Annotated in this window: 17 protein-coding genes and 1 pseudogene; 3 read left to right on the top strand and 15 right to left on the bottom strand. The window is 67.2% G+C overall.

The features are described 5' to 3' along the window. Positions 1 to 68 precede the first annotated feature (68 nt). Entirely contained in the window at positions 69 to 1475 is a 1407-nt protein-coding gene (locus AB4061_RS06965; RefSeq protein ID WP_441632197.1) for an aminotransferase-like domain-containing protein, read from the top strand. A 12-nt stretch (positions 1476 to 1487) separates the two neighbouring features. Here the strand turns inward: AB4061_RS06965 and AB4061_RS06960 are convergent, their stop codons facing one another. From AB4061_RS06960 to AB4061_RS06950, 3 genes are all read right to left on the bottom strand, one after another. Continuing rightward, entirely contained in the window at positions 1488 to 2882 is a 1395-nt protein-coding gene (locus AB4061_RS06960) for an amino acid permease (RefSeq protein ID WP_441632195.1), read from the bottom strand. A 1229-nt stretch (positions 2883 to 4111) separates the two neighbouring features. After that, a complete protein-coding gene (locus AB4061_RS06955; protein ID WP_441632193.1) occupies positions 4112 to 5629 on the bottom strand; it encodes a CoA-acylating methylmalonate-semialdehyde dehydrogenase in 1518 nt (505 codons plus the stop codon). A gap of 55 nt (positions 5630 to 5684) precedes the next feature. Beyond that, positions 5685 to 7016, bottom strand: coding sequence for an aspartate aminotransferase family protein (locus tag AB4061_RS06950; RefSeq protein WP_174428040.1), 1332 nt, complete (start codon positions 7014 to 7016; stop codon positions 5685 to 5687). Positions 7017 to 7371: 355 nt separating this feature from the next. On the opposite strand from AB4061_RS06950, the gene AB4061_RS06945 reads away from it, so the two are divergent. Next, entirely contained in the window at positions 7372 to 8877 is a 1506-nt protein-coding gene (locus AB4061_RS06945) for an aminotransferase-like domain-containing protein (RefSeq protein ID WP_441632396.1), read from the top strand. 39 nt (positions 8878 to 8916) lie between these two features. Here the strand turns inward: AB4061_RS06945 and AB4061_RS06940 are convergent, their stop codons facing one another. The 9 genes from AB4061_RS06940 to AB4061_RS06900 form a co-directional block, all read right to left on the bottom strand. After that, complete coding sequence (locus AB4061_RS06940; RefSeq protein WP_441632191.1) at positions 8917 to 9495, bottom strand: acyloxyacyl hydrolase; 579 nt, start codon at positions 9493 to 9495, stop codon at positions 8917 to 8919. Positions 9496 to 9851: 356 nt separating this feature from the next. After that, complete coding sequence (locus tag AB4061_RS06935; protein ID WP_441632190.1) at positions 9852 to 11660, bottom strand: EAL domain-containing protein; 1809 nt, start codon at positions 11658 to 11660, stop codon at positions 9852 to 9854. 207 nt (positions 11661 to 11867) lie between these two features. Then, entirely contained in the window at positions 11868 to 13058 is a 1191-nt protein-coding gene (locus AB4061_RS06930) for a M24 family metallopeptidase (RefSeq protein WP_441632188.1), read from the bottom strand. 79 nt (positions 13059 to 13137) lie between these two features. Further along, positions 13138 to 14106, bottom strand: coding sequence for a Bug family tripartite tricarboxylate transporter substrate binding protein (locus AB4061_RS06925; RefSeq protein ID WP_441632186.1), 969 nt, complete (start codon positions 14104 to 14106; stop codon positions 13138 to 13140). 131 nt (positions 14107 to 14237) lie between these two features. Next, complete coding sequence (locus AB4061_RS06920; protein WP_441632184.1) at positions 14238 to 14900, bottom strand: TetR family transcriptional regulator; 663 nt, start codon at positions 14898 to 14900, stop codon at positions 14238 to 14240. A gap of 88 nt (positions 14901 to 14988) precedes the next feature. Further along, complete coding sequence (locus AB4061_RS06915; protein WP_441632182.1) at positions 14989 to 15873, bottom strand: alpha/beta fold hydrolase; 885 nt, start codon at positions 15871 to 15873, stop codon at positions 14989 to 14991. A gap of 13 nt (positions 15874 to 15886) precedes the next feature. Next, on the bottom strand, positions 15887 to 16546 hold the full coding sequence (gene leuD, locus AB4061_RS06910; protein ID WP_441632180.1) for a 3-isopropylmalate dehydratase small subunit: 660 nt from the start codon (positions 16544 to 16546) through the stop codon (positions 15887 to 15889). Next, a complete protein-coding gene (leuC, locus tag AB4061_RS06905; RefSeq protein ID WP_441632178.1) occupies positions 16539 to 17957 on the bottom strand; it encodes a 3-isopropylmalate dehydratase large subunit in 1419 nt (472 codons plus the stop codon). The genes leuD and leuC overlap by 8 nt, the downstream gene beginning before the upstream one ends. A 59-nt stretch (positions 17958 to 18016) precedes the next feature. Beyond that, positions 18017 to 19027, bottom strand: a complete 1011-nt coding sequence (locus AB4061_RS06900) for a tripartite tricarboxylate transporter substrate binding protein (protein ID WP_441632176.1) — start codon at positions 19025 to 19027, stop codon at positions 18017 to 18019. Between the two features lie 164 nt (positions 19028 to 19191). Here AB4061_RS06900 and AB4061_RS06895 point away from each other — a divergent pair, with 164 nt between their 5' ends. Next, positions 19192 to 20112, top strand: coding sequence for a LysR family transcriptional regulator (locus tag AB4061_RS06895; RefSeq protein ID WP_441632175.1), 921 nt, complete (start codon positions 19192 to 19194; stop codon positions 20110 to 20112). Between the two features lie 4 nt (positions 20113 to 20116). Here the strand turns inward: AB4061_RS06895 and chrA are convergent, their stop codons facing one another. The 3 genes and pseudogenes from chrA to AB4061_RS06880 form a co-directional block, all read right to left on the bottom strand. Then, positions 20117 to 21478 (bottom strand): chromate efflux transporter, encoded by a 1362-nt coding sequence (chrA, locus tag AB4061_RS06890; protein ID WP_441632173.1) that lies wholly within the window; start codon positions 21476 to 21478, stop codon positions 20117 to 20119. Between the two features lie 363 nt (positions 21479 to 21841). Next, positions 21842 to 22039, bottom strand: a pseudogene (locus AB4061_RS06885) (flavin reductase family protein); the annotation flags it as partial. 29 nt (positions 22040 to 22068) lie between these two features. After that, a complete protein-coding gene (locus AB4061_RS06880; protein WP_441632171.1) occupies positions 22069 to 23187 on the bottom strand; it encodes a bifunctional nicotinamide-nucleotide adenylyltransferase/Nudix hydroxylase in 1119 nt (372 codons plus the stop codon). Positions 23188 to 23209 lie beyond the last annotated feature (22 nt).

Here is a 23209-nt window from a genome sequence, read left to right as displayed (position 1 = left end):
ACAGTTGCGAACAGTTTGACATGAACTGTTCAGTAGTTTTTCCTGACACTTCCCCCTGCACCCTGCCGATGAAGCTGACCCTCGTTCCCGCCACCGGCGTGCCCCTGACCGACCAGATCGTCAACGAGGTCAAGGCCTGGATCAGCGCGCGCGAGGTGCGCCCCGGCGCGCGCCTGCCGTCGATCCGGCAGCTCGCGGCGGAGCATGGCATCAGCCGTTTTCCGGTGATCGAGGCCTATGACCGGCTGGTTTCGCAGGGCCTGCTCGATTCCCGCCACGGGTCGGGCTTCTTCGTCGCGGACAGCCCGCTGCTGGCGCGCGGCGCCAATGGCTGGTCGGACCCGCGTCTGGCGGAGGATTTGTCGGACCATATCCTGGAGCAGTTCAACCATCCCAGCGCCACGCTCAAGCTGGCGGGCGGCTTCGTGCCCGAGAGCTGGCGCGACGTGGAGGGGCTGACCCAGGCCATCCGCCAAGTCTCGCGCAACGACATCAACAGCGTGATCCACTACGCCACGCCGATGGGCAGCCCGGAGCTGCGCCAGCATGTGCTGACCCGCGTGCGGCAGCTCGGCATCGCAGCGGAGCTGCCGCAGGTGCTGATCACCACGGGCGCCAGCCAGGCGCTGGACCTGGTGGTGCGGCGCCTGCTCAAGCCGGGCGATACGGTGTTCGTGGAGGATCCTGGCTACTACAACCTGTTCGGCCTGCTGCGCCTGCACGGGGTGCGGCTGGTGGGGGTGCCGCAAACCCGCAACGGGCCCGACCCGGACGCCGCCGAAGCGCTGCTGCGCGAGCACAAGCCTAAGCTGTTCTTCACCAACAGCGTGCTGCAGAACCCGACCGGCTCGACCCTCTCGCCGCCGGTGGCGTTCCGCCTGCTGGAGCTGGCGCGCCGGCACGGCTTCCGTTTTGTCGAGGACGATATCTTCTCGGACTTCCAGACCAACTACACGGACCGGCTGGCCACGCTGGACCAGCTCGAGCACGTGATCTACATCGGCGGTTTTTCCAAGACGGTGTCGGCCTCGCTGCGCGTGGGCTACCTTGTGGCCGACAAGGCGCTGGTGAAGGACCTGGTGGATGTGAAGGTGCTAACCAGCGTAGCGGGCTCGCATTTCGCGGAGAGCGTGACGGCGGCGCTGCTGGAGCGCGGCGCCTACCGCAAATACATGGAGCGGCTGCGGCTGCGGGTGCGCCAGGCCACCGCGCGCGCGGTGCAGCACCTGGGCGACGCCGGCTGGGAAGTGTATTGCGAGCCAGCGGGCGGCAATTTCCTGTGGGCTCGTACGCGCGGGATCGAGGATTCGCGCGAGCTGGTGACCCTGGCCGAGCGGCATGGGGTGACGCTGGCGCCTGGCAATTACTTCCGGCCGGGCGGCGAGGGCTCGGCCTGGATCCGCATCAACTCCGCCTTTGTCGAGGAGCCACGCGCGCTGGCCTTCCTGCAAGAAGCCGGCGCGCGCGAAGGGTAACCGCAGGCGGCGTCAGGCGCCGCCGTGCAGCACCGCGTTGCGGCGCGCGTAGAGGAAGTAGATCGCCAGGCCAATCGCCAGCCACGCCAGGAAGGCCACCCAGGTCAGCGGCTGCAGGTGGGCCATCAGGAACAGGCAAAAGCCCACCGACAGCAGTGGCACCACCGGCACGCCCGGGCAGCGGAAGGCGCGTGGCAGGTCCGGCCGTGTCTTGCGCAGCACCAGCACCGCCACCGAGATCAGCGTGAAGGCGGACAGCGTGCCGATATTGATCAGCTCCGCCAGCACATTGAGCGGCACGAAAGCCGCGATGAAGGCAAACACGATGCCCACCGTCCACGTGGCGAAGAACGGCGTGGCATGCACCGGATGCACCTTCGACAGCCGCTCCGGCAGCAGCCCGTCGCGCGACATGGCAAAGATGATGCGGGTCTGGCCGAAGGTCATCACCAGGATCACCGTGGTCATGCCCAGGATGGCGCCAAGATCCACGAATCCCGCCACCCAGTTCTCGCCCGCGTACTGCAGCGCCAGCGATACCGGATGATCGATGCCCGCGAACTTGGCGAAGGGCACGATGCCGGTCATGATGGCCGCCACCGTCACGTACAGCACGGTGCAGACCGCCAGCGAGCCAATGATGCCGATCGGCAAGTCGCGGCGCGGGTTGCGCACTTCCTCTGCGGCCGAAGTCACTGCGTCGAAGCCGATAAAGGCGAAGAACACCAGCGCGGCCGCATTGAAGACGCCTTCCAGCCCAAACGGCGCGAACGGATGCCAGTTGGCCGGCTTGACGTGCCACACGCCCACCCCGATGAAGAGCAGCACCACCGCAATCTTGATGGCCACCATCACGTTGTTCAGGCGCGCCGACTCGCGCACGCCGTAGGACACGACCCAGGTGATCAGCAGCATGATCGCGGCAGCCGGCAGGTTGAACAGCGTCTGCACACCCGGCACGGCACCGGGTGCGGCGGTGAGCATGACCGGCAGGTGAATGCCGAAGCCCGCTATCAGCGACTGGAAATAGCCCGACCAGCCCACCGACACGGCCGAGGTCGCAAGGCCGTACTCAAGCAGCAGGTCCCAGCCGATCATCCACGCCACGATCTCGCCGAGCGTGGCGTAGCTGTAGGTGTAGATGGAGCCGGAGACGGGGATCGCGGACGCGAACTCGGCGTAGCAGAGCGCGGCAAACCCGCAGGCCAGTGCCGCGATCACGAAGGAGACAGTCAGCGCCGGGCCCGCCGTGAGCGCGCCGGTGCCCGTCAGCACGAAGATGCCGGTGCCGATGATGGCGCCGATGCCCATCAGGATCAGGTCGACGGGACCGAGCACCTTTTTCAGGCCATCATCGCGGGCGGCGGCCAGCATGGCCTCGATGTTCTTGGTGCGGAACAGACTCATCGGCGGGTACTCCTGGCGCGCTGGGCGGCTTTGAAAAGCGGCGTATTTTAGCGTGATGGGGTGGGCGGATTCGTCACTTTCGGGATGGTCCGTGTTTCTTTGGGCGGCGATGGTTTTTGCACCCAAGTGCCATACGACATCGTCCTGCGGGGTTGGTCGCTGTTTTTTTGATCGGCGATGGCGTTTGCACCCAAGTGCCATACGACATCGTCCTGCAGGGTTGGTCGCTGTTTTTTTGATCGGCGATGGTTTTTGCACCCAAGTGCCATACGACATCGTCCTGCGGGGTTGGTCGCTGTTTTTTTGATCGGCGATGGCGTTTGCACCCAAGTGCCCTACGACATCCCCCTGCGGGGGCTGCCGGTCACTTTTCTTTGACCGGCAAAGAAAACTAACGAAAAGAAAGCCGCCCTGCCGGGAGCAGAGCAATCAGGCTGTTTTTGCCTCGGTGGTTGCGTCGTATGGCCCGGAGTGTTGGCTGGCGTGCCTTACCGGCCCGAAGGGCATCGTAATTTCATGACCCGATGGTCACGTGGTGGTGCCCCTCATCGCTTTGCTCGGTGAGCGTTCGGGCATCTGCCGTTCGCGGTGCGTAGCACCACGATCCTGCCTGCTTTAGTGGTTTCGTGGTTTTGTCTCTGGCGGCTAGCACCGGGGTATTTGATGCCCTGCCGCACCGGCGCGGGCGGCACCTTGCTATCGCCCCCTGGTTTCGTGGTGGGCACCGTGGCCCGTYMGCGGGGGCCGCGCTCGCACCTCACRGCGCTYGYCCTCCGAGACAAAACCACGAAACCAGCCACACCCGAAACGGCGCAGCACTTCGCCCCGCGAACGGCAGATGYGGGAAYGGTCACCGCAWRCGAGGTCAGGGGCYGCACSACGTAACCAATGGGTCATGCCGTAGCGATGTCCTTTGGGCCGGTAGAATCCGCTAGCCAACACTCCGGGCCGTACGACGCAACCACAGACGCCCAAACAGCCTTATTGCTCTGCTCCCGGCAGGGCGGCTTTCTTTTCGTTAGTTTTCTTTGCCGGTCAAAGAAAAGTGACCGGCAGCCCCCGCAGGGGGATGTCGTATGGCTCTTGGGTTCAAAAACCAACGCCGCTCAAAGAGACAGCGACCAACCCCGCAGGGCAACGTCGTATGGCCCTTGGGTACAAAAACCAACACCGCCCAAAGAAACTAGCAACAACCCAAACACCCCATCATCAATCCGCCCCCAATACCCTCACTTAGCCACCGGCATCGTAAACTCCGCCCCCTTCCCAATGCTGTCAGGCCAGCGCTGCATGATGCTCTTGTACCGCGTGTAGAACCGAATACCTTCCTCCCCATAAGCATGATGATCGCCAAACAGCGAGCGCTTCCACCCGCCGAACGAGTGCCATGCCATCGGCACCGGGATCGGCACGTTGATGCCCACCATGCCTACCTGGATCTGGCGCGAGAACGCACGTGCCACGCCGCCGTCGCTGGTGTAGCAGGACACGCCGTTGCCGTACTCGTGGCCGTTGATCAGGTCCACCGCTTCGGCCAGGTCATGCACGCGCACCACCGACAGCACCGGGCCGAAGATCTCTTCCTTGTAGATGCTCATGTCCGGCGTGACGTTGTCGAACAGCGTGCCGCCCACGTAAAAACCGTCTTCGTGACCCTCGACCTTGTGGCCGCGGCCGTCGGTCACCAGCTTGGCGCCCTCTTCCACGCCCTTGGCGATATAGCCCTCTACCTTGGCCTTGTGCGCGGCGGTCACCAGCGGGCCCATCTCGGCATCGTCTTCCATGCCGTTGCGGATCTTCAGCGCGCGCGCGCGTTCGGCCAGGCGCGGCACCAGCTTGTCGGCGACATCGCCCACCGCCACGGCKACCGAGATGGCCATGCAGCGYTCGCCSGCCGAGCCRTAGSCRGMGCCGATCAGCGCGTCSACGGCCTGGTCGAGGTCGGCGTCGGGCATCACSAYCAKGTGGTTCTTGGCRCCGCCCAGGGCCTGCACGCGCTTGCCGCGCTTGGTGCCTTCGGTGTAGATGTACTCGGCGATCGGCGTGGAGCCGACGAAGGACAGCGCCTGCACGTCCTTGTGCGCCAGTAGCGCATCGACAGCTTCCTTGCCGCCTTGCACCACATTGAACACGCCATCCGGCAGGCCGGCCTGCTTGAGCAGATCTGCGATCAGCAGCGAGGGCGAAGGATCGCGCTCGGACGGCTTGAGCACGAAGGTATTGCCGCAGGCCAGCGCCACCGGGAACATCCACATCGGCACCATCACCGGGAAGTTGAACGGCGTGATGCCGGCCACCACGCCCAGCGGCTGGCGCAGGTTCCAGTTGTCGATGCCGCCGCCGATGTTGTCGGTGAAGTCGGTCTTGAGCAGGTTGGGAATGCCGCAGGCAAACTCGACAATCTCCACGCCGCGGGTGACTTCGCCCTTGGCATCGGAGAACACCTTGCCGTGCTCGCGCGTGATCAGCGCGGCAAGGTCGTCATGGTGGCGGTCGAGCAGCTCCTTGAACTTGAACAGGATGCGCGCGCGCTTGAGCGGCGCGGTCTCGGACCAGGCCGGGAACGCGGCGTGGGCCGCAGCCACGGCGGCATCCACGTCCTGCGCCGAGCCGAGCGCCACGCGCCCGGCCACGGCGCCCGTGGCCGGGTTGAAGACGTCGGCAAACCGGTCCGACGAGGCGGCGCGCACGGTCCCGCCAATGTAGTGCGCAATGTCGGCGATCTGCCGGTTCTCTGCGATGTTCACGTCAGTGTTCCTTGTCTTGTCTCCGCGGCCACGGCATTCGCTGCAATCGCGGTAATCACTGCAGTTCTTGCAGCACCTTCTTCACGGTGTCGAACATCTCTTCGATCTGCGCCTCGGTGATGATCAGCGGCGGCGAGAAAGCGAGGATATCGCCGGTGAAGCGCACCAGCACGCCGCGCTCCAGGCATTTCAGGAAGGCCTCGTAGCCACGCGCGCCGGGCTGGCCGGGACGCGGCTCCAGCTCGATGCCGGCGACCATGCCGAGGTTGCGGATGTCCTTCACATGGGGCGCGCCGCGCACGCCATGCACCGCTGCTTCGAACTTCGGCGCCAGCTCGGCGGCACGGCCGAACAGGTTCTCGTTCTTGTAGATATCCAGCGTGGCGATGGCCGCGGCCATGGCCAGCGGGTGGCCGGAATAGGTGTAGCCGTGCAGGAACTCGATGGCGCCCGGCGCCGCGGCATTGACCACGGTGTCGTGCACTTCGCGCCGCACCGCTACCGCGCCCATCGGCACGGCGGCGTTGTTGATGGCCTTGGCCATGGTGATCAGGTCCGGCGTGACCTTGAAGCGCTCGGCGGCGGTGGCCGCGCCCAGGCGGCCGAAGGCGGTGATGACCTCGTCGAAGATCAGCAGGATGCCGTGCTTGCTGGTGATCTCGCGCAGCTTTTCCAGGTAGCCCACCGGCGGCACCAGCACGCCGGCCGAGCCGGCCAGCGGCTCGACGATGACGGCGGCCACGTTGGACGGGTCGTGCAGCGCCAGGATGCGTTCCAGGTCATCGGCCAGGTGCGCCCCCCAGGTTGGCTGGCCCTTGGAGTAAGCCGCCTCGGCAATATTCAGCGTGGCCGGCAGGTGGTCCGTGCCGGGCATCAGGTTGGCCGAGAAGGCCTTGCGGTTGGGGCCGATGCCGCCCACCGCCATGCCGCCGAAACCAACGCCGTGATAGCCGCGCTCACGTCCGATCACGCGGGTGCGCTGGCCTTCGCCACGGGCGCGGTGATACGCCAGCGCGATCTTCAGCGCGGTGTCGACCGATTCCGAGCCCGAGTTGGTGAAGAAGATGCGGTCCAGCCCGGCCGGCATGATGGCGGCCACCTTGGTGGCGGCCTCGAAGGTGAGCGGGTGGCTCATCTGGAACGGTGGCGCGTAGTCCAGGGTCTGCACCTGGCGGGCGACCGCGTCCGCGATCTCCTGGCGGCAATGGCCGGCAGCGACGCACCACAGGCCGGCGCAACCGTCGAGGATCTGGCGGCCGTCATGCGAGGTGTAGTACATGCCGCTGGCGGAGTCGAGCAGGCGCGGAGCCGCCTTGTACTGGCGGTTGGCGGTAAACGGCATCCACAGGGCATCGAGATCGGGGATCACAGTCTTGGCGGCATCCATACATCCTCCTCAGGAGCAATTGGCATTGGCTTGGGCGGCGGCTGGCGCCGCCCGGGTTGTCAGGTGATTCTGGTGAATGCGGCCACTGTAGCGGCCCTGTCCGGCTTAAAGAATATACGGTCGACAGAACCTCGCCTTACCGTACAGTTAAGAGTGAGGCAACTGTACAGATCAAGAGATACCAGAACCAGGCGGCCGCACCCGCGGATCCAGCCACCCCGCTCACCATGGCGGCTAAAGTCCCGCTGGCAGCCGGATTCACGTTGCAGCGCCGCAAAGCCCGGCGCCGCCATGCGGCTTCCCACCGAACCGGTACGGCCATTAAACTGTACAGGTCCATCCTTACATGTCACGCATGCTTAACCTCGAACTTGTCCGCAGCCGGCGCAGCGGCGACACCCTCACTGAGCAGATCGTGGCGGGCATCGCCAGCCTGGTGGACCGGCGCGTGCTGCGCGCCGGCGTCGCGCTGCCGTCGGTGCGGCGCTTTGCCCAGCAGCATGGGGTCAGCACCTTCACCGTGGCCGAGGCCTACGGCCGCCTGACCGCGCTGGGTTACCTGAGCGCGCGGGTGGGCTCGGGCTACACGGTGGCACACCGCCACGCCCCCGCCGGCCAGGCGCCGGCGGCACGCTGGGAGGCGCCGGGGCTCAACGCCGCGTGGCTGCTGTCGGATGTGTTCGCCGATCATTCGGTGCCGATCAAGGCGGGTGCGGGCTGGTTGCCGGGCGACTGGCTCAACGAGGAAGGGCTGCACCAGGCCATGCGCGCCGCGGCGCGGGTGCCCGCCGCGCAGGTCTCGGGCTACGGCCACCCTTACGGCTTCGCCGCGCTGCGCGAGCATATCGCCGCCGGGCTCAGCCAGTACGGCATGCCGGTGCAGGCCCAGCAAGTGGTGCTGACCCAGGGCGCCACGCAAGCGCTGGACCTGGTGGTCCGCACGCTGTTGCGCCCGGGCGACACCGTGCTGGTGGAGGACCCCTGCTACTGCAATCTGCTGCAGATCCTGCGCCTTGCGGGCTTGCAGGTGGTTGGCGTGCGCCGCACCGCCAGCGGGCTCGACACCGACGCGCTCGACCATGCCATCCGCACCCATGCGCCGCGCGCGCTGTTCGTCAATACGGTGCTGCAGAACCCCACCGGCGGCACGCTCACCAGCATGAACGCGCACCGCGTGCTGCAACTGGCCGAGCAGTACCGGCTGCTGGTGGTGGAGGACGATATCTACCGCGAGCTGGCGCCGCCCGGCTCACCCATGCTGGCGGCCATGGACGGGCTCTCGCACGTGATCTACGTCAACGGGTTTTCCAAGACCATCACGCCATCGCTGCGGGTCGGCTACCTCGCGGCCAGCCCGGAGCTGGCCAAGGCACTCGCCCGCACCAAGATGGCCGTGGGGCTGACGTCATCGGAAGTGACCGAGCGGCTGGTGTACTCGGTGCTGACCAGCGGCCACTATGGCCGCCATGTGGCGGCGCTGGCCGAACGGCTACGCGCCCAGCAGGACCGGATCACGGAGAAGATGGAAGCCCACGGGCTGGAGGTGATGCTGCGCCCGGAAGGTGGGATGTTCGCCTGGGCAAGGATGCGGCCGGAAGACGGCGGCGACCAGGCCGCGCTGTCGGGCAACCGCCTGGCGACGCTGGCGCTGGAGCACGGCATCTGGCTGGCGCCGGGGTCCTACTTTGAACCGGAAGAAGGCGACTCGCCGTGGATACGGTTCAACGTGGCAACCAGCGATGAACCCGCGCTGTGGCGATTTTTTGACGCGCTGCGCAGCCGGCAGGCGCAAGGCGCGGAAACAGAATCCGTCTCCCGCGGCACGCGCGCCCCGCGCGCAGGCATGGTCAGGCTGGCCTGAGCGTCGTGGCCTCAGGCCAAGCCAGCCACATTTGCAGGATCAGAAGCGATAACGCACGTAACCCGTGTAAAAACCGCTGCCCGGATTGGGCTGCTTGATACCGGCGTTGGAGACGTGCTGGTAGCGGAAGCCGGCTTCGTACGCGGTCTTGGGGCCAAAGGCCATGCCCACGCCGATCATGTCGGAGAACTGGAACAGGCTGCCGGAGCGGTGCTCGTCAGAGGTGGCCTTATGGCTCATCATGCGCACGCCGACGGAGGCCTCCAGGAAAGGCACCAGCGAGCCGCCGCGCTTTTCCACGCGCAGGATCGGCGAGAAGCCGAATTCGGTCACATTCTGGTGATTGGTGCCGCTGCGGGCGTTCCATTCGGCCAGTTCGGCCTCCCACTGCAGCTTGGCCAGCCAGCCTTGCGGGTTGCCCCAGGCAAAGCCGGAGTCCCAGTTCACGCCAACTTCGTACTTGTTGAGGTTGTGGCCGGGATCGCGGCCAAAGGCCACGTGCACCCCCGGATCGGCTTGCGCGGCGGCGCATGCGCCGAGGGCAGCCATGGCGCCAAGCGCCTTGATACGTGTTGCAAGCCGGCGGGCAAGGCCGGCGTTCTTCTTATCGATGGTCATGTGCATGGTGGGTGGTAATTACCGCGAAGAATGACAAGTCCTAGCGAAAACCTTGCCACCTCCCAGCGGCAAAGCCGACCACCCGTACTCAGGACCAGAGGCGTTCCACCACCCAGCCCGCGGTCACGCAGATCGCGAGCCAGGCGCTCAGGCACCCGGCAATAAATCGGTAAGTCATGGTCAATTTCCGCAACAATCGCTTAGGGACAAGCGAATCATTACGGAATTATACATCCGTTCATGAATGTATGTTGAGGCCGGAGAAATCGGGCTAGGGCTCAACGTATCGGTGAGCGATTATGCACCTCCGGGACAGCACATGCTTGCGGCACCGCAGGAGCTGTTGCCACGCCGCGTCAATCCCCCAGCGCCACGGCGCTTTGGCCCATGACCGCGGCGAAATCCATTGCCGGCATCGGCCGGCCTAGCAGGTAGCCCTGCGCCGCGTCGCAGCCCTCCTCGGCCAGCAAGCGTTGCTGGACGTGGGTCTCCACACCTTCCGCCAGGGTTCTCATGCCCAGCGAGCGCGCCAGCGCGATGACCCCGCGAATGACCGCCAGGGCCTCGGGTGCAGTACCGAGGACCGCAACGAATGATCTGTCGATCTTGAGTGTCGCAACCGGCAGGCGCGTCAGGTAGGCCAGGCTCGAGTAACCGGAGCCGAAATCGTCCAGCGAGGCGCTGATGCCGCAGCGCCGGAGCTCGTCGAGCGCCGCCGCAGCGCTGTCGAGGTCGGTCATCAGGGTGTCCTCGGTGACTTCCACGTCCAGCAGCCCGCATGGCACCTCGTGCTCGCGTGCGAGGTCCGCCAGCAAGCCAGCCAGCCCCGGCATGACCAGCTGCCGCGCCGACAGGTTGAGCGAGATCCTGGGCACCGCCAGGCCAACACGCCGCCAGGCCGCTATCTGGCGGCACACGGCGCGCATGACCCACAGCCCCACCGCCGGCTCCAGCGGCGACTCCAGCAGCACATCGAGAAAGGCGGCAGGAGGCAGCAGGCCGCGCGTTGGGTGCTGCCAGCGCAGCAACGCTTCCGCGCCCGCCAGCCTGCCATCGGGCAGCGACCACTGCGGCTGGAAGTGAAGCACCAGATGGTCGTCTGCCATCGCGGCATGCAGGTCGGCGCGCAGCTGCAGGCGCTGCCGCAAGCCTTGGGCGAGGTCCAGGTGGAAGACGCGGAACTGGAAACGCCCCGCGGCCTTGGCCGCATACATGGCGGCATCGGCGTGGTTCAACAGGGTGTCGGCGGTGTCGCCAGCCTCAGGCCACTGTGCGATCCCTGCGCTGGCACCCAGCAGCAGCGTGTGGCCGTCCACCTGGAACGGCTGCGACACGCCGGCCAGGATGGTGCCGGCAAAGCGCTCGGCCTGTCCCGGCCGCGCGTCGCGCAGAATGAACACGAACTCGTCACCACCGACGCGCGCGACAAAAGCCGAAGGTGCCAGCAGCGCGCGAAAGCGTTCGGCGACCTTGCACAGCAACGTGTCGCCCACCGCATGGCCAAAGGCATCGTTGACTTCCTTGAAGCGGTCGAGATCGACGAACAGCACCACCACCCCGCCCGCTTGCGGTGCTTGCGCCTGCATGCCGGCCGGCAGCATAGCCGCCTGGGCTTCTGCTGCTTGTTCTGCTGCTTGTTCTCCCGCCTGCGCCACCGCGCGCGCCAGCACCTGCGTGCAGCGCCGGCGGTTCGGCAAGCCGGTCAGGTAGTCGTGATCGGCATGGTATTCCAGCTGTGCCGACTGCTGCCGCTCGCGGCTGACGTCGCGAAAGAGCACGGTAAGGCCGTTCGCATCGGGAAAGGCGCGCGCTTCGAACCAGCATGCCAGCGGGGCATAGTAGGCGGTGCAGGTGCATGATGCGCCGCTGGCAGCGGCCTCATGAAACGTCCGGTCATATGCCGAGCCAATCAGGTCCGGATAGCACTCCCAGATGCCTCGCCCGTCGAGATCCGTACGCCTGCGCTTGAGCAAGCGCTCCATGGTCTGGTTGACGTAGGCGAATCGCCACTCGCGGTCGAGCGACATGACGCCATCCGTGATGCGATCGAGCATCGCGCCAAGATGCGTGGGCAACGCCCCGGCGGGCGGCGTGTTCGCGGGATTGGCATGGCAGGGCAAAAATGGCGCGCGCTGGGGAGAGTCGTCCATGTCGAGGGGGGGCATCCGAGCACCGCATGCATCACGGTGGACAAGGCGGCAGGTGGCAGGCGTCGGCCGCATTTTATCCTCGAACGCCCCGCGCCGGTATGCCGGCGCGCGCCTTCGGCCCAAGGATTGCGCGCCGGTGCCAGCCACGATGCCCCCCGGCCACATACGGCTTCCCCCCGCTATCCCCCTGCTATCCCCACTACCCCCCGCTTGCCGCCGGCATCACGCCACGGTTGCGTAATCCAGTGTCTTTGGCGTCTTCACGATGACCTCCGGGCGCTCACCCACCACGACCGTATCGTCGAGCCGGAAGCCGCCCAGCCCATAGACATAGATGCCCGGCTCGGCCGAGTAGACCTCGCCGCCCAGCAGCGTGCGCGTATTGAAGGCCATGTCCTCCGGATACTCGTGCAGCATCAGCCCGACCGCGTGGCCGGTGCGGTGGAAGATGTACTCGCCCAGCCCCGCGCGCTCGATCACGGCTTGCGCGGCGGCGTCCATGTCGCAGACGCGCCGGCCGGTCGCCGCGGCCGCCACCGCCGCATCGGTGGCCTCCGCGGCAACCTGGTAGCAGCGTGCCTGGCGCGCATCCGGCTTGCCGCAGAACCACGTGCGCTCGTTCTCCACGTAGTAGCCATTGAGGCGCGGCAGGATCAGGTTGACGACGGTGTCTCCAGCCGCGATGCGCGCGCCGCACGCGGCGCCGTCGCCATGCGGCGAGGCCGAGGCCGGTCCCGTCAGCGTCCAGCATTTGAGGATATCGAAATCCTCGCCGGGAAAGCGGCGCGCGGCCTCCTCCACCATCAGCGCCGACATGGCATGGTCCAGTTCCTGCACCAGCCGCCCCGGCCGAATGTTCTCGCGGTAGCGGTCCTGCACCCAGTCCGTCAGGCTCCCAAGCTCGCGCATCACCTGCAGCTCTTCCGCATGCTTGACCCAGCGCATGGCGCGCATTTCCGCCATGGCCGGGCGCAGCGCGAGCTCCGGCAGGTAGCGCTGTGCCGCCGCGAGAATCGGGTGGGCCACGTCCACGGCAATGCGCGAGCCGCCCAGCCCGTGCGACGCCAGCAGCGACGCCACCACCTCGGGCAACTGCGGCGCCAGCGCCAGCCGCTGCGACACGCGCGGATGCTCGGCGTAGTACGTCACGTCGCGCAGCCAGACCTTATCCTTCTCCGTGCACAGGCGCATGTGGTTGGTGGACAGCTCGTTCATCACGGCGAAGGGTTCGCCGTTGCGCGGCACGAACACGAAAACGGGGCGCTCCCACGGCCAGACATCCAGCTGGAAATTGGTGGCGAACTGGAAGAAGTCCGGCGTGCTGAACACCAGCGCGTCAACGCGGATGCGGTCCATCAGCGCGTGCATCATCGCCAGGCGATAGTCGCGCACGGCGGTCGTGATCTGGGGCATGTCTAGTCTCCTTGGTTCCTTGAATCCTTGGTAGTGGCTGCAGGCGGGTGCAGGCGGGTGCAGGCAGATCCGGCCGGGATCAGAGGGCGATGCCGAGCTTGCGGATCATGGGGCCCCAGGCCTGCGCGTCGCGCCGCATATAGCGCGCCACCTCGGCCGGCGGTCCCTTGATCGGGTCGAGGAACTGGTTGGCCAGCTTGTCCTTGAATGCCGGCTCGTCCATGGCTGCATTGATGTCGGCGTTGATCTTCTGCACCAGCGCCGCCGGCGTGCCGGTCTTTGCGACGATGGCGTACCAGCCCGGCACCGCCACGTCGTAGCCAAGCTCCTTGAACGTCGGCACATCGGGCAGCGCGGCCAGGCGCCGCTCGCCGGTCACGGCCAGCGCCACCAGTTTCTTGCCGGCGATATAGGGCTGCACGCCCGCCACCACATTCATCATGGCCGGCGTCTCGCCCGACATCAGGCTGGTCGAGCCGCCGGCGCCGTTGAACGGCACATGCTGCAGCTTGACGCCTGCGCGCTCGGCCACCAGCTCCATGGCCAGGTGCGTGGAGTTGCCGATGCCGCCGGAGGCGTAGCTGATGCCGCCCGGCCGCGCCTTGGCGAGCCGCACAAATTCGGCAAAGCTGGTGGCGTGCATCGCCGGCGCAACCACTAGCACGAACGGCGAGTTGGCCAGCATCGCCACGCCGGTCAGGTCGCGTTGCGGCACATAGGGCAACGTGGGGTAGAGGAAGGGATTGAAGGCCAGGTTGGACACGCCCGCGAAAAACAGGGTGTAGCCATCGGCCGGCTGCTGCAGCACATAGTTGATGGCCAGCACACCATTGGCGCCGGGCTTGTTTTCCACAACAACGCTGCGTCCCCAGCGCTTGCCCAGCGTTTCGGCCAGCGCGCGCGCGAGCACATCGTTGCCCGTGCCGCCGGCCTGCGGCACGACCAGCCTGACCGGGCGCTGCGGCCAGTCCTGCGCCCAGCCGGCGGCACCGCATGCCATGCCCGCCACGGCGAGCGCGGCGCTTAGTATCAGTGTGCGTCTGTTCACTTCGATCTCCTCTCGAATCCCCTTGAGCGGCACCCTCGCATCGCGGTGCATCCGGTTTACTGTACCATGTGGTACACGGAGAGGAAAAAAATTTTCGAGGCTGCGGCGCCGATGCCGGCGCCGCGCACGGATCAGGCTTCGGGTTCGGATTTCGCGCCCGGGGCCCTGGGCGCATTCAGCATGCGCGCGAAGTATTTCAGCGCGGCAGTGGTGCCCTTGCGATCACCCGTGGTGACAAGATCCAGCAACAGGCCACGCACGGTGGCCACCTCGATGCGAGCCCGCAGCTTCGCCTCGCTCGTGCTCAATCCAAGCTGCTTGTGAAAGCGCTCGGTCAGCGCGCCGGTCCAGCTGCCTATCACATCGTCGAGGAACACCTGGAAGCGTTCGCGATCGCGAATGGCGCGGCCGTAGATCTCGAACAGCAACTGGATGATGGGCAGGTAGTTGTCCGCCGAGTAGCGCGCCCAGGCTACCTCCAGCGCCTGTGCGGGATCGGACTCGCTGGCGGCCAGGCTGGCGCGCGCATCCAGCTCGGCATGGCGGATGCGGCGCAGCACCGCCTCCCAGAACTGGTCCGCCGAGCCGAAGTAGTAGATCAGCATGCGGTGGCTGGTGCCGAGCGCCTCGGCGATATGGCGCAGCGACAAGTCGCCGATGCCGTGCTCCAGCACGTGGTTGACGGCGCCGTCGAGCAACTGGATGGCCTGGTCGCTGGCAGCGCGGCCTTGCGCAAGCCTATCGGGCCTATCGGGCGTTTCGGTGGCAACGGCGGGATTCTTGCGGGGCGGCATGGGCTGGGGAAAGCGTTCGGTTGGGCACGGGGGCGAAGACAGCGAGTGTAAGCCAGCCCGGCTCGCAGTGCATTCGCCCGTTGCGTCCTTAACCTGCGCCCAGCAGGAAGGGCAGCGTATCGTCCAGCAGCAGCTCCGGTATTTCCTCGGCCATGTAGTGCCCGCACGGCAGGCTCTTGCCGCTCACGTTGCTCGCCACCTTGCGCCACTCTTCCAGCGGCGCGAAGCAGCGGCCTACCGCGCCCTGCTCGCCCCACAGCGCCAGCATCTCGCACCGGACCTTGCGCCCGGCGGCCAGGTCGGCACGGTCGTGCTCGAGATCGATCGACGCGCTGGCACGATAGTCCTCGCACAGCCCGTGCGCCGCGCCCGGCAGGCGCAGGCAACGCAGGTACTCCGCCATGGCCGCCTCGGTAAACGGCGCCAGGCCGGCGCTGCGGCTGCCCATGGTGCTGCGCAGGTAGAGCGCCGGATCGGCCTCGATCAGCGTCTCGGGAAACGGCGCGGGCCGGATCAGGAAGAACCAGTGGTAGTAGGCCAGCGCGAACTGCAGGTTGGTCTGTTCATACATCGCCAGCGTGGGCGCGATATCCAGCGTGACCAGCCGCTGCACGGCATCCGGATGATCCACCGCCATGCGGTGCGCCACGCGAGCGCCGCGGTCGTGCGCCATCACCAGGAAGCGCTCGAAGCCCAGCGCGCGCATCGCCGTGACCTGGTCCTGCGCCATGCTGCGCTTGCTGTAGTTGGCGTGATCCGGCAGGCCGGCGGGCTTGCCACTATCGCCGTAGCCGCGCAGGTCGGTGGCAACCACCGTGAAATGCCGCGCCAGCGTGGCGGCCACCTTGTGCCAGATCACATGCGTTTGCGGATGGCCATGCAGCAGCAGCAAGGCCGGGCCCTGGCCGCCGACGACAGCGTGGATCTCGACGTCGCCACATGGAATGCGATGTTGGGTGAACCCTTCGAACACGTTCAGTCCTCCTTCAGGCGGACAGCCGCGCCATGGTCTTGGCGGCGACGTCCTGCAGCCAGGGCTGCGACTGGTGATGGCGCCGCGCGAACGCGGCGATTTGCGGCGACTGTGCCAGCGTTGCGCCGATCATGTCCAGCCCCTGGCGGAACATGGTGCGGTGGCGCTCGGCCAGCATGAAGGCAAAGCGCAGTGCGCCGGCGCTCACCGACATCGCCGCGAGGTCGATCTCGATCCGCGCGGGCACACCGCCCGACACCGCGGCCATCAGCGCATCCACCTCGGCCTGCGGCAACATCACCAGCAGCAGCCGGTTGTTGATCGCGTTCGAGTAAAAGATCTCGCCAAAGCTGGGCGCGATCACCGCGCGGATGCCGTATTGCTGCAGCCCCCAGACGGCGTGCTCGCGGCTCGAGCCACAGCCAAAGTTCGGGCCGGCCACCAGCACGCCCGCGCCCTGGTACCGCGGCTGGTTGAGCGCGAACTCCGGGCGCGCAACGCCTTGCGCGTCGAAGCGCATATCGTAGAACAGGCCACGGTCCAGCCCCGCCTTGTCGATGATGCGCAGGAACTGCTTGGGCATGATCTGGTCGGTGTCGAGGTTGCCGATGGGCAGCGGCGCGCCAAGCGCGGCGATCAGGTCGGAATCGTAGTCAGGCATGGCATCAGGCATTGGTTTGCTCCAGGCGGCGCGCATCGGTGATGCAGCCGGTCAGCGCCGCCGCGGCGGCCATGGCGGGGCTCATCAGGTGGGTGCGCCCGGCGCGCCCCTGGCGTCCCTCGAAATTGCGGTTGGTGGTGGAGGCGCAGCGCTCGCCCGGCGCGAGTACGTCGTCGTTCATGGCCAGGCACATCGAGCAGCCCGGCTTGCGCCATTCGAAGCCGGCGTCCAGCAGCACCTGCGCAATGCCTTCGTCCTCGGCCTGCTGGCGCACCGCGCCAGAGCCCGGCACCACCATCGCGCGCACGCCTTCGGCCACCTTGCGCCCGCGCACAATGGCGGCCACGGCGCGCAGGTCTTCGATGCGGCCATTGGTGCAGGAACCGATGAACACGCGCTGCACCGGCAGCCCTTCGAGCGTGGCGCCCGCCTGCAGGCCGATGTAGTCCAGCGCCTTGGCGGCGGCGCTGCGCGCCGTGTCGTCGACGGCATCCTCCACCGGCGGCACGCGCGCATCGATGGGGATCGCCTGATCGGGGCTGGTGCCCCAGCTCACATACGGCGCCACGCTGCCGGCGTCGAACACCAGTTCGCTGTCGAACCTGGCATCCGCATCGGAGTGAAGCGCGCGCCAGCAGGCCAGCGCGCGCTCGCGCAGGGTGGCATCGATATCGGCGGCGCGGGCCAGCACGTATTCGAAGGCCGCCGCATCCGGCGCGATCAGCGCGCCACGCGCGCCGGCTTCCACCGTCATGTTGCACAAGGTCATGCGCGCCTCGATCGACAATGCGGCAATGGCGCTGCCTGTGAACTCCACCACATAGCCACGCGCGCCCTGCGCGCTGATGCGGCTGATGATATGCAGGATCAGGTCCTTCGCGGTGGCGCCACGCGGCAGCACGCCGTCCACGCGGATGCGCATGTCCATCGCCACGCGGTACACCAGCGTCTGCGTGGCCAGCACGTGCTCCACCTCGGACGTGCCGATGCCAAAGCCAAGCGCGCCCAGCGCGCCATAGGTGGTGGTGTGGCTGTCGCCGCACAGCACCACCATGCCCGGCCGGATCATGCCGTGCTCGGGCGCGATCACGTGCTCGATGCCCTGCAGCGCGTCATCGGTATCGAACAGCGGGATGCCGTGCTTGACGCAGTTGCGCTTGAGGTTGCGCGCCTGCAGCGCCGAGGCGGGATCCTGGATGCGGCGCGGGCTTTCGGCGTGGGTGGGGATGATGTGGTCCACCACCGCCACCTGCTGGCCCGGCGACGGCACGCCCCGGCCCTGCGCGGCCAGCCCGGCGAAGGCCTGCGGGCTGGTGTATTCGTTCATCAGGTGCAGATCCGCGTAGAGCAGCACGTGGTCGGCATCGAGCGCGGCCACGGTGTGCGAATCCACCAGCTTGCGATAGAAGGTAAGGCCTGACATGGGACTCTGTTTGAAGTAAGTTGTAAGTCAAAAATGGCACACGGCGGCAGGCGCCGCGCTTACTCCGGCGTGATGCCGGCCTGCTTGATCTGCGCGGCCCAGCGCTTGATTTCCTTGTGCAGCATGGTGTCGGCCTGGGACGGGCTCATGGTGAGCGGCTCGAAGCCTTCCTTGAGCAGGCGCGCCTTGATCTCCGGCGCGGCCAGTGCCTGGTTCAGCGTCTGGTTCAGTTTTGCGATCACCTCCTTGGGCGTGCCGGCCGGCGCGCTGACGATGAACCAGGTCTCGAACGCGTAGTTGGGCAGGCCCGCCTCGGCAATGGTGGGCACATTGGGTAGCAGCGGCGAGCGCTTGGGCCCGGTCACCGCCAGCGCGCGCAGCTTGCCGGCCTGCACCTGCGGCAGCGCGGCGGAGAGCACCGGGAAGCTGAGCTGCACCTGGCCGGCGATGGTATCGACCATGGCCGGGCCACCGCCTTTGTACGGCACGTGCAGGATGGCCGTGCCGGATTCCGACTTGAACAACTCCGCCGCCATATGGAAGGTGCTGCCGGTGCCCGCCGAGCCAAAGCTCAACTGCCCGGGGCGGCTCTTGGCCAGCGCAATCAGTTCCTTCACATTCTTGGCCGGCAGGCTGTTGGTCACCACCAGCACATGCTGCGAGGTGCCCATGGTGCCAACCGACGCCAGGTCGCGCTCGGTGTCGAACGGCAGCCTGGCGAACAGCGACGGATTCACCGCCAGCGCCACGTTGTTGATGGCCAGCGTATAGCCGTCGGGCTTGGCCTTGGCGGCCTGGTCCATGCCGATATTGCCCGAGGCGCCCGCGCGGTTGTCCGCCACCACAGGCTGGCCGAGTTGCCGGCCCCACGCTTCGGTGACCAGCCGCGCGGCGATGTCGACGCTGCCGCCCGGGGCGAACGGCACGATCAGGCGAATCGGGCGCGCGGGAAACGTCTCGGCTCGCGCCGCCGCCGGCATGAGCGCAACTGACAAGGCGGCAGCGCTCAAGGCGAGCGGCGTCCGGCAGATCCGGCAGATCCGGCGGGCGATGGCGGTAAGGCGGTTCATGTGGGGTCTCCTGGGTGGCAGGCTGGCTGCAAGGGAACGCCCCCGGCGCCGCCGCGCTTATTCAGATTTGAGATGCCAGTTTAACCATTGAACCCATCGCTATAATTTCATCCATAGACTTTCATTCAGTCGCTTAATTCACCAATCAGGCCTCGGATCGCATCGTGGACAACTTCTCCGACCTCGCCTTCTTCGTCACCCTGGTCAAGCGCGGCAGGCTGGCCGGCGCGGCCCAGCAGTTCGGCATCACGCCGTCGGCCGCCAGCAAGCGGCTGATGGCGCTGGAAACGCGGCTCGGCGTGCGCCTGCTCAACCGCACCACGCGCCGGCTGAGCGTGACGCAGGAGGGCGAGGCCTACCTGGCGCAGGGCGCGCGCATCCTGGCCGAGCTGGAGGAACTGGAGCAAGGGCTTGGCGGCAGCCGGGTGGCGCCGCGCGGGCTGCTGCGGGTCAATGCCACGCTGGGCTTCGGCAGGCGCCACGTGGCGCCGGCGGTGGGCGCCTTCCTGCTGGCCTGCCCGGAGGTTGAGGTGCAGCTGGAACTCACGGACCGGCCGCTGAACCTGGCCGAGGCGGGCTTCGACGTCRGCATCCGCGTGGGCGATTTGCCCGATGCGCGCCTCACCGCCCGGCCCATCGCGCACAACCGCCGCCTGCTATGTGCCGCGCCGCGCTACCTGGCCAGCCACGGCGAGCCGGCGTCGCCGCGCGAGCTGCAGCAGCACCGCTGCATCGTGATCCGGGAGAGCGACGCCACCTACGGCACCTGGCACCTGCGCTCGGCCAGCCGCCAGGAAACCGTGAAGGTACGCGGGCCGGCCAGCACCAACGATGGCGAAGTGGCCCTCGGCTGGGCCTTGCAGGGCCACGGCATCTTGATGCGCTCGGAATGGGAGGTGGCGCCGATGCTCCGCTCCGGGCGGCTGCGCCAGGTGCTGCCCGACTGGGAAACGCCGCCAGCCGATGTGTTCGCGGTATTCCTTACGCGCGACCACCTCACGGCCAAGGTGCGCGCGTTCGTGGACTTCTTGGCGGAACACTTCGCGGCCCACCGCATGGCGGGCGCGCCCTATAGTGGCTGGTAGCCGTTCAGGCCATGCCGCGCAGGAACACCAGCGCCAGCCCGGCGGCGCCGCAAGCAAGGATGACCGGGATCACGCCGGCCTTGAAGCGGAACAACGCCACCGCCGCGGCCAGTCCGATCAGCGCGCAGGGCCACTCGAAGCGCCCTTGCAGCCCGGCGGGCCACAGCACGTGATAGGCAAAGAACACCGCCAGGTTGACGATCACGCCAACCACCGCCGCCGTGATGGCGGTCAGCGGGGCGGTGAACTTCAGGTTGCCATGCGTGCTCTCCACGAACGGCCCGCCTAGCAGGATGAACAGGAACGACGGCAGGAAGGTGAAGAAGGTCACCACCGTCGCCGCCGCCACGGCCGACGCCACCACCGTATCGGCGCCGAACACGGCCTGCGTCCAGCCGCCGACGAAGCCGACGAAGGCCACCACCATGATGAGCGGGCCGGGCGTGGTTTCGCCCAGCGCCAGGCCGTCGATCATCTGCGGCGCGCTGAGCCAGTGGTAGTGCGCCACCGCGCCCTGGTTGACATAGGGCAGCACCGCATAGGCACCGCCAAAGGTCATCAGCGCGGCCTTGGTGAAGAACCAGCCCATTTGCGTGAGCGTGCCCTGCCAGCCGTAGCGCCAGGCCAGCGCGCCCAGCGCCAGCCCCCAGATCGCGAGGAACACCGCCAGCACCAGCCCGAAGCGCTTCCAGGTAAAGATCGCATGCGGCGGCGTGGGTGTGTGGTCGTCCAGCAGCGCGGGGCCAAAGCCGGCCTTGCCAGCGCTGTGCCCGCCCCCGCTGGCAAAGCGCGCCGGCGCAAGCCGGCCGCCCGCGTAGCCGATCAAGGCCGCGGCCAGCACGATGACCGGGAACGGTAATTCCAGCGCGAAGATGCCGACGAACGATGCCGCCGCGATCGCCCACAGCCAGCTGTTCTTCAGCGCCCGAGAGCCGATGCGCCACGCCGCCGACATCACGATGGCCGTCACCGCCGGCTTGATGCCGTACAGCACCCCCGCCACCGCCGGCACCTCGCCAAAGCGCATGTAGATCCACGACAGCAGCATCAGGATCAGCAACGACGGCAGCACGAACAGGCCGCCCGCGATCACCCCGCCCCAGGTGCGGTGCATCAGCCAGCCGATATACGTTGCCAGTTGCTGCGCCTCCGGCCCGGGCAGCACCATGCAGTAGTTAAGCGCGTGCAGGAAACGGCTCTCGGAGATCCAGCGGCGCCGCTCGACCAGGTCCTCGTGCATGATGGCGATCTGCCCCGCCGGGCCGCCAAAGCTGATGAAGCCCAGCTTGAGCCAGTACCAGAATGCCTGGCGCAAGGTGATGGCGGCCGGGGCGGCAGTGTCTGGCGTGGTGGTCGTAGCTTGCATGGGAGCCGATGTGGGAATGGTGGCCAGCGCGGGCTGGGCGCCTAAAGATAGCAGAGGCTTGTGTCAGCAAGCTGCCAATCACCCACACGGCCGCATGGATGGTACGGCCCGCGATCATGACGGCGCATGCGATGGGCCGGCGATCGGACTAGATCCGCCGCGCAAACGCTTGAAGCACGGTTGCCAACGCAATAGCCTCCTCCGCCGAGAGCTCCACGGGGTCATCGTGTCTGGCAACCACCTTGATCTGGATGGACGAATCTTGCTCGATCCAGATCCTTATCGAACCATCGCTTGACTCGAAGTAGTCTTCATCTGACGTCTTATGCACAACCACTCATCCTTGTTGCTAAAGCAGCCGGCTCACATCTCGTCCACCGCGGTGGTCGCCGTCACCACGCCCGCCTCTTTCTCCATCGAGAACCGATCCCGCGTGGTGACGTAGAAGCTGGCCCCGAATCGTCCCACCGGAAAGTAGTTCTGCAGCCGCACGCGCCAGGCCTGCGCGTCGATCAGCTCGTCGCGCGCATGCAGCCGCAGCACGCGGCCTATGAAAATCTGGGCGGGCACTGAACCCGGGGGCGAACCGCTCAGCCCGCCGGCTGCGCCTCGCCGTCGAACAGGTGCAGGAAGCGATCGAGGATCAGTAGGTGATCCTCGAACATCTGCCCTTCCAGCGCCAGCAGCTCCTGTTGCGGCACCCAGCGCACCGCGGCCGCGTCATCGGCGGCGGCCACGGGCGGCAGCGCGTCGAGCGGCAGGTCGAAGAAGAAAGCGTGGGTCAGCGTGCGCCCGCGCTGGCTGCGCTCGGGATGATCGAACAACGCCTGGTCACGCAAGGATTGCTGCAACGCCGCCTTGGGCAGCCCGAAGCGCGTCTCCTCGTCGAGTTCGCGCAGCACCGCGTCGGCCACGCGCTCATGCTGGTCCAGGAAACCGCCGGGCAGCGCCCAGGCGCCGCGGCCGGGCTGTCCACCGCGGCGGATCAGCAGCACCTGGCCGCAGCAGCGCACCACCGCATCCACGGTCACGAAGACCGGCGGATACGGCGCGGCGGCCCAGCGGCGGCTGTGGTCCTGCAGGAAGCGGTACTCGGCCAGCAAGGTCGCAAACGCTTCGCGCCCGGCGAACTCGCGCAGGAACGCGGCCACCGGCTGCGGCAGCACGCTCTGCAGCCCCTCCAGGCCGCCCTTCTGGTCGAACCATTGCCGGCGCACGTCGGCGGCGTTGAGCTGCCCGAAGCTTGGCTGCGGCACCAGTTCCCAGCCGGGGAAGTCATTCAGGTAGCCCGAAGAGGCATCCTTGAAATGCCCGAACAGGCCAACGCGCGGCGTGCCTTGCGCGCAAGCCTCGATCGCCGCGCCCGCCACGGCGCGCACCGCCGCTGCCCAGCGCGCGCTTTCGTAGTAGTCGCGCACCACCACAAAGCGCAGGTCGGCAACGCGCGCGGCATCCCATGCCGCGACAGCGCCCTCGATCATCTGGCGGCGCTCGTCCGCGGAAAACGGATTCTTGACAGTGCGGGCGCCGCCAGYGGAACCCAGCACCACGATCACCGTGCTGGCCTGCGCCAGCGCCTGGCGCAGCATGGCGAAGTGACCGTTGTGGAAGGGCTCGAAACGGCCGATATAGACCAGGTAATCGAAGGGGACAGCGCTTGCCGGCTGGGTCGGGTCAATCTGCTTCGTCGGGTTCGTCGGGTTCGTCACGGTCATCGGCACGTCGGGTAGA

The sequence above is a fragment of the Cupriavidus sp. YAF13 genome, assembly GCF_052113425.1.
Lineage (GTDB): Bacteria > Pseudomonadota > Gammaproteobacteria > Burkholderiales > Burkholderiaceae > Cupriavidus.
This window is presented reverse-complemented; position numbering and strand designations above follow the sequence as displayed.